Consider the following 5,810-nt stretch of genomic DNA (forward strand, 5'->3'; position numbering starts at 1 on the left):
ACAAATGGGGCAGGCAAGCATGGCAGGAGAACACCAAGAAACTCTACTCCTCTATCATTACATCTTGAGCACTACCATTTTGTGTACCAGCATCGCCACCTAACAATTCGGTCAGAGATCCTGATCATTCCATTGAAGAAAATCGCTACGTTATCATTGGTGTATCCCAGTTTGGGCAACTTTTAGTTATTGCATATACTGACCGAGGAGAAAAGGTACGAATCATCAGTGCCCGAAAAGCAACCCGCCAGGAGAAAAGGCTTCATGAAGAAGGAAGTTGAGAACGAAATGGAAGACGAATTACGTTCTGAGTACAACTTCGCTCAGATGCGGGCAGGTGTTAGGGGCAAGTATGTTGAGCGATATCATACAGGGACAAACTTAGTGCTTCTAGATCCTGATGTTGCCCAAGCGTTCCCCAATGATGCAGCAGTAAATGAAGCATTGCGACTATTGATTCAGGTTGCCCAGCACCAGCAGCCCAACCCTGCGACGCAGCAGACGGAATAAAGGCTGTTGGTAGGAGTTCTAATCTTACTAGCGCCACTGACCTCGAAGAATGCCTTCGCACAGGGTAGTAGTCCAAGGGTTACGATCGCATTCGGACAAGCAATAACAGTCTCCACAATTGGTTGCCTTACAATGGATAATAAATCTTGCAACTGCGAAGCAGGCAATGAATACAACAGATAATTCCCCAACGAGCGATAGCTCGTCATCAGATTTGGTATCTGTGGCTGAGTTGCAGAACCAGCTTTATGACCTACTCAAACAACTATCGCCTGAGCGATTACGGGTGCTTGCTGACTTTGCAGCTTACTTAGCAAATGCCGAAAGCGAAACTGCGACTCAAGAACTTTTGGCAATTCCTGGATTACTAGAGCGAGTTCAGCACAATCAAGCAACCCCTAAAGCCCAGTACACTAGTTGGAGAACCCTCCGCTCCGATGTATGAGGTTCTTCTCCACCCCGATGCCCAAAAAGCTTACACCAATGCCGACAAATCCCTAGCGAAGAAAATCGCCCGATGTTTGCAGCAGCTAGAGCAAACTCCCCGCTCACACCCTAACATCAAAGCTCTCAAGGGAGCTTATGCAGGCTACTATCGCTATCGTATGGGAGACTACAGGGTGATCTATTCGGTAGACGATGAATTGGTTCAGGTGTTTGTTGTAGCGATCGCTCATCGCGGTGAAGCGTATGAACCGTAAAGGTGGGTTGGACAACCCAGCCACGGCGATTATAAGCCCGTAGAAACGCCGCATAATTCCAATGTACCCGATCGTCCAAAACTTCGCGCTAATCCTCTATGTAGCCTGAAATGTTCTAATTTTCTACAGACTTAATTAAGCGAAATCGAGCGCAACAAAACTTCTCAAAATTTCGGGATCGATTAGCTGTCGTTATCAATCGCTACAGAATGTCTCAATCGAACCGAATCGAGATCCTGATATGATTCTGAAAAGTCCACACCTAAACACCGGATCAGAACGCACTTAACAAAACTGATTCCCTCTTGGGGATCATGAAGGTGGCAAGCTGATCTATAGTGACGATCCGTGACGATCGCAACGCCCTATCGCCAAAGAATTAAGAGTAGGTTATTCGCCTGGTCACTCTTGGTGATGTTTGCTTAGTAAGGTCTTGAACAATTTTTTACAGGAAGGGACATAAATGTCTTACGCTCAAACTAGCACTCAGTCGAAATCTGGGTATAAAGCCGGGGTACAGGATTACAAACTGACCTATTACACCCCCGACTACACTCCCAAAGATACAGATATTTTGGCGGCATTCCGGGTCACTCCTCAGCCTGGCGTTCCTCCCGAAGAAGCGGGTGCTGCGGTCGCCGCTGAATCTTCGACAGGAACCTGGACAACGGTATGGACTGACCTCCTCACCGACCTCGATCGCTACAAGGGACGTTGCTACGATATCGAACCTGTTCCCGGCGAAGACAATCAGTTTATCGCCTACATCGCTTATCCCCTCGATCTATTTGAGGAAGGCTCGGTCACCAACTTGCTGACCTCCTTGGTCGGTAACGTCTTTGGTTTCAAAGCGCTGAAAGCGTTGCGTCTAGAAGACCTCCGGATTCCAGTTGCTTACTTGAAGACCTTCCAAGGACCTCCTCACGGGATTCAGGTTGAGCGCGACAAATTGAACAAGTACGGTCGTCCGATGTTGGGCTGTACGATTAAGCCGAAGCTTGGTTTGTCTGCAAAGAACTACGGTCGTGCCGTGTATGAGTGTCTGCGTGGTGGTTTGGACTTCACCAAAGACGACGAGAACATCAACTCGCAGCCCTTCCAACGGTGGCGCGATCGCTTCTTATTCGTAGCTGACGCGATTCACAAAGCCCAAGCCCAAACCGGCGAAGTCAAAGGTCACTACCTCAACGTGACGGCTGGAACCTGCGAAGAAATGATGAAGCGGGCTGAGTTCGCGAAAGAACTCGAAATGCCGATCATCATGCACGACTTCTTGACGGGTGGCTTTACCGCCAACACCTCGCTGGCGCACTGGTGTCGTGATAATGGAGTGTTGCTGCACATTCACCGCGCTATGCACGCCGTGATCGACCGTCAGAAGAATCATGGTATTCACTTCCGCGTGTTGGCCAAGTGCCTGCGGATGTCGGGTGGAGACCACATCCACACCGGAACCGTTGTCGGTAAGCTCGAAGGTGACAAGGCTGTTACCCTTGGTTTCATCGATTTGCTGCGAGAAAACTACATTGAGCAAGATCGCTCACGCGGGGTCTATTTCACCCAAGACTGGGCATCAATGCCGGGTGTGATGGCAGTTGCGTCTGGTGGTATTCACGTGTGGCACATGCCTGCGCTTGTGGAAATCTTCGGCGATGAGTCGGTGCTTCAGTTTGGTGGCGGTACGTTGGGTCACCCCTGGGGTAACGCACCGGGTGCAACGGCAAACCGTGTAGCGCTCGAAGCGTGCGTTCAAGGGCGTAACGAAGGTCGCGACCTGATGCGTGAAGGTGGAGACATCATCCGTGAAGCGTGCCGTTGGTCTCCTGAACTTGCTGCGGCTTGCGAACTGTGGAAGGAAATCAAGTTCGAGTTTGAGGCACAAGACACGATCTGATGCACGTTAAAGGATGAAGCATGCCTGCGATAACGCTACGTTAGGAAAGATGAATTAGGAAGGATGATCCTGTTATTCTTCCTTTCATCCCTCTTTTCTCCTACTTCATCCCTTCCCTATGGATCTTAAGCAAATTGCGAAAGACACGACCAAGACGCTGATTAGCTATCTGACGTATCGGGCTGTGCGAGTTGTTTTAGAGCAGCTAGATGAAACTGAACCAAAACGAGCGTACTGGCTACATCAGTTTTCCTCACGGGAAAGCATTCAAGATGGAGAGCAGTTCTTGAGACGCCTGTTTTTGGAGAAGCCAGATCTGGCGTTTAGAATCTTGACGGTGAGAGAACATTTAGCGAGTGAGATTGCAGATTATTTGCCGGAACTGTTGCAGAGTGGTATGCAGCAGGCAAATATGGAGCAGCGCAAACAGCAATTGGAGCGGATGACGCAAATTGACTTGAGTGATGAAACTTCGTCGCCTCCAGAGTCTTCCGATGCGATCGCATCAGAGGAGCCTGAAGCGCCTTGATGTCGATTCTGTTACTAACATTTTATTCACTTCACACGATCTGAGGGAATTCATGAGAACCTTACCTATCGAACAACGTTACGAAACGTTTTCTTATCTGCCTGCTCTGACCGATGCTCAAATTGCGCGTCAGATTCAGTACACGCTAGATCAGGGCTATTTCCCCTGTATCGAGTTTTCAGAAGCTCCGACTCCCCAAGAGTATTACTGGACGATGTGGAAGTTGCCGTTGTTTAACGCAACTTCTCCTCAAGAAGTGCTAAATGAAGTGCAACAGTGCCGTTCTGAGTACGGTGGTTCTTACATTCGCGTTGTGGCATTTGACAACATTAAGCAATGTCAGGTAATGAGCTTCATCGTTCACAAGCCAGGTGCAAGTGGCAATAGCGGTAGCGGCTACCGTTATTAATTAGTAAAGGGTGCGATCGCGCAAAGCAAAACTTCGCAGAAATCGCACCTGAGCAGTTTGAGCCTTAGACGAGGGAGGAAGATTATTTTCCTCCCTCGTTTCTGCTGGGAATCTGACGGTCTGTGAGCAGAATTTAAGGCAAACGTGGTCTTGCAATTGGTGAGCAGAGAGAAAGCGGTAAGTGAGCTTTGTCGAGCACACAAGCTGAATCCAAACGTGCTGAATCGGTGGCGCAAAGAGTTTTTAGAGCAAGCGAGCAGCATCTTTGAGCGCGGCGAAACGACTCAGGGAGAGCAGCAGCGGATAGCGGAACTGGAGCGGTTGGTAGGGCAATCAACATCGGCTTGAGATCAGCATGGCGGATGTTGGAGCGGCATGGCAAAACGGGTATGCCAAGCGACTCATGAGAACAATTAAGGAGGAGGAAGTAGATTTATCAGAGTATCGAAGCTGTCTTTGCCATACAGCGCACCTACGCCTAAGAGCATTCGCTCACTGAGATCTTTTAATGCTTTCTCAGAAGCATCTACCGCGATCGCAAGTTGCTCTATGGCAGAAAGGGTACGGTTGTAATCATCTAATTGGGTTTTGTGCAGCGCGATCGCACGCCCATACTCTTCTAAGGTCAACTCTGAGCGTCAACCATTCTTTTCTTGTTGTTTTGTCGCTAGAAGATTCATGACAACATTGGCAGCCTCAGAGGAATTATAGGGCGACCAGACCGAATACTCTTGGTTCTCAACAAAGAAGTTGGCATCTTCCTCTTTGACCAGTTCTGTTGCCAGAAACTGCATCAGCCGAATTCTTCAACTCTTCATCACTGACCACCTTCGGGGTAACAATACTCAGTCTTCGATCGCCTCAACACCCAGTTGCTTCAATCGCTCAAGGTTGTCCCTCATGGTCTTGAGCGCTTCTGGGGAGTGTCCCTGCCAATCCATAACCTCGCCCGTGACCCGCAGCGGCTCCCGCGAGCGATATGATTTCGTTGGATTACCGGGGAATTTCTTGTCCGTTACATTGGGGTCATCCTCGATCGAACCAATTGGTTCCACGATGTAGATTCTGTCGCGTCCTTCGCCGAGGGCTAGTTCAGCCCCCCAGATTGCCGCATCCAAGGTGGCAGCTAGATAAACGTAGGTTGCCTTCTGCCGCTGACCGTAGTTCGAGTAATAGCCAGGTTCGATCAAGTCCCCCGGTTTCAGGTCTGCCCGTGTGCCATGATAAAGAGTCCACTCTGTTACCTCGCCCATAACCCGCAACGGCTCGCGGGAGCGGCATAACATCGACAAATGCTTCGGAGCCTTCTGATTCGTCAGTTCGGGGGCATCTTCAATCGAACCGATCGGCTCCACAATGTAGACTCTGCTGTGACCTTCGCTGATCGCCAGTTCTGCCTCCCAGATGGCCGCATCCAGATTGGGGGTGAGGTAGGTATAGGTTGCCATGCTATCCCGCTCACCAACATCCGGGGGATTGCAGGACTCGATCAGGTCTCCTGGCTTCAGGTCTGCCTTTGTGCCGTGATAGAACTGCTGCGAACTCAGGTCGTCGATAGTTACCATCGGTTCGTTCCTCATACTGTTGGCTGCATTGAAATCACAGAACAGTCATAACTCTCCCTGACGACCAATCCATCTTTCCAATAGCTGTCGAAAGGCAACCTTACCAACCCGTTAATTGAGCCGCATAACGTTCCCAATCACCCGCCGCAGATAGCTTAGAACTTTGACAGACAACCTCTCAACGGTCGGGTGCATTGGGGTT

9 protein-coding genes and 3 pseudogenes are annotated in these 5,810 nt (G+C 49.8%); 8 read left to right on the forward strand and 4 right to left on the reverse strand.

Features of this window, described 5'->3' with window-relative positions:
* Positions 1-122: 122 nt before the first annotated feature.
* The 8 genes and pseudogenes from GS601_RS24015 to GS601_RS22495 all read left to right on the forward strand — a co-directional run.
* Positions 123-281: pseudogene (locus GS601_RS24015) on the forward strand (BrnT family toxin); the annotation flags it as partial.
* The gene (locus tag GS601_RS22465; RefSeq protein WP_162425522.1) at positions 265-510 is read left to right on the forward strand and encodes a hypothetical protein; all 246 of its coding nucleotides are present in this window, start codon (positions 265-267) and stop codon (positions 508-510) included. The pseudogene GS601_RS24015 and the gene GS601_RS22465, both read left to right, overlap by 17 nt.
* Positions 511-676: 166 nt before the next feature.
* Entirely contained in the window at positions 677-955 is a 279-nt protein-coding gene (locus tag GS601_RS22470) for a hypothetical protein (protein WP_162425523.1), read from the forward strand.
* Complete coding sequence (locus GS601_RS22475) at positions 948-1,211, forward strand: type II toxin-antitoxin system RelE family toxin (RefSeq protein WP_162425524.1); 264 nt, start codon at positions 948-950, stop codon at positions 1,209-1,211. The genes GS601_RS22470 and GS601_RS22475 overlap by 8 nt, the downstream gene beginning before the upstream one ends.
* A gap of 463 nt (positions 1,212-1,674) precedes the next feature.
* Positions 1,675-3,105 carry a form I ribulose bisphosphate carboxylase large subunit gene (locus GS601_RS22480; protein WP_162425525.1) on the forward strand — a complete coding sequence of 477 codons (1,431 nt, stop codon included), beginning with the start codon at positions 1,675-1,677 and terminating at the stop codon, positions 3,103-3,105.
* Between the two features lie 118 nt (positions 3,106-3,223).
* Positions 3,224-3,634 (forward strand): RuBisCO chaperone RbcX, encoded by a 411-nt coding sequence (gene rcbX / locus GS601_RS22485; RefSeq protein WP_162425526.1) that lies wholly within the window; start codon positions 3,224-3,226, stop codon positions 3,632-3,634.
* Positions 3,635-3,686: 52 nt separating this feature from the next.
* Complete coding sequence (locus GS601_RS22490; protein WP_162425527.1) at positions 3,687-4,043, forward strand: ribulose bisphosphate carboxylase small subunit; 357 nt, start codon at positions 3,687-3,689, stop codon at positions 4,041-4,043.
* Between the two features lie 126 nt (positions 4,044-4,169).
* Positions 4,170-4,382: pseudogene (locus GS601_RS22495) on the forward strand (transposase); the annotation flags it as partial.
* A 74-nt stretch (positions 4,383-4,456) separates the two neighbouring features.
* Here GS601_RS22495 and GS601_RS22500 read toward each other — a convergent pair.
* From GS601_RS22500 to GS601_RS24065, 4 genes and pseudogenes are all read right to left on the reverse strand, one after another.
* Positions 4,457-4,672 (reverse strand): hypothetical protein, encoded by a 216-nt coding sequence (locus GS601_RS22500; RefSeq protein ID WP_162425529.1) that lies wholly within the window; start codon positions 4,670-4,672, stop codon positions 4,457-4,459.
* A gap of 9 nt (positions 4,673-4,681) precedes the next feature.
* Positions 4,682-4,837: a hypothetical protein gene (locus GS601_RS22505; RefSeq protein WP_162425530.1), complete on the reverse strand. Its 156-nt coding sequence runs from the start codon at positions 4,835-4,837 to the stop codon at positions 4,682-4,684.
* Between the two features lie 51 nt (positions 4,838-4,888).
* Positions 4,889-5,296: an NAD(+)--rifampin ADP-ribosyltransferase gene (arr, locus tag GS601_RS24060; RefSeq protein ID WP_338017118.1), complete on the reverse strand. Its 408-nt coding sequence runs from the start codon at positions 5,294-5,296 to the stop codon at positions 4,889-4,891.
* Positions 5,288-5,623, reverse strand: a pseudogene (locus GS601_RS24065) (NAD(+)--rifampin ADP-ribosyltransferase); the annotation flags it as partial. The gene arr and the pseudogene GS601_RS24065, both read right to left, overlap by 9 nt.
* Between the last annotated feature and the right edge of the window lie 187 nt (positions 5,624-5,810).

It is taken from the genome of Myxacorys almedinensis A (assembly GCF_010091945.1).
GTDB lineage: Bacteria > Cyanobacteriota > Cyanobacteriia > Leptolyngbyales > Leptolyngbyaceae > Myxacorys > Myxacorys almedinensis.